We start from the raw sequence: 657 nt of genomic DNA, 5'->3' as shown, positions 1-657 counted from the left end.
TCGCGCAGGCCCATGAACTTGCGGGAGGACATCAGGCGGGAGAGATAGTTGGACATCGCGCCGACCGGCGGGGCGATGGACATCTCGTTATCGTTGAGGATGACGATCAGGCGTTCCGCGCCGGGGCCGGCCACGGCGGCGTTGTTCATGGCCTCATAGGCCATGCCTGCGGAAATGGAGCCATCCCCGATCACGGCGATGACACTGCGTTCCTGATAGGAGGGGTCTTCCTCCGCGCGCAGGCGGTGGGCCACAGCCATGCCGAGCCCTGCGGAAATGGAGGTGGAGGAGTGAGCGGCGCCGAAGGGGTCGTATTCACTCTCGGAGCGGCGGGTGAAGCCGGAGAGCCCGCCCGGCTGGCGCAGGGTGCGGATGCGGTCGCGCCGTCCGGTCAGGATCTTGTGCGGGTAGGCCTGATGGCCCACATCCCAGATGACCTTGTCAGCCGGGGTGTCGAACACGGCATGTAGCGCCACGGTGAGTTCGACCACGCCCAGAGAGGCACCCAGATGCCCGCCTGTGGTGGAGACGGCATCAATGGTCTCCGCCCGCAGTTCATCAGCAATCTGCTTGAGCTGCTCGACTGAGAGGTTCCGCATGTCAGACGGATAGGTCACCCGATCCAGAGCAGGAAAACGGCCCAGAGTGGGGATCTGT

The 657-nt window shown here is 64.8% G+C and carries 1 protein-coding gene; it reads right to left on the bottom strand.

What is annotated here, in order from left to right; all coding sequences use genetic code 11:
• A partial coding sequence (locus GOB82_RS13230) for a 1-deoxy-D-xylulose-5-phosphate synthase N-terminal domain-containing protein (protein ID WP_338078202.1) occupies positions 1-653 on the bottom strand: 653 nt, incomplete at its 3' end.
• Between the last annotated feature and the right edge of the window lie 4 nt (positions 654-657).

The sequence above is a fragment of the Acetobacter farinalis genome (assembly GCF_011516935.1).
Taxonomy (GTDB): domain Bacteria; phylum Pseudomonadota; class Alphaproteobacteria; order Acetobacterales; family Acetobacteraceae; genus Acetobacter; species Acetobacter farinalis.
The sequence above is the reverse complement of the archived record's forward strand: the minus strand, read 5'-3'. Positions and strand labels throughout refer to the sequence as shown.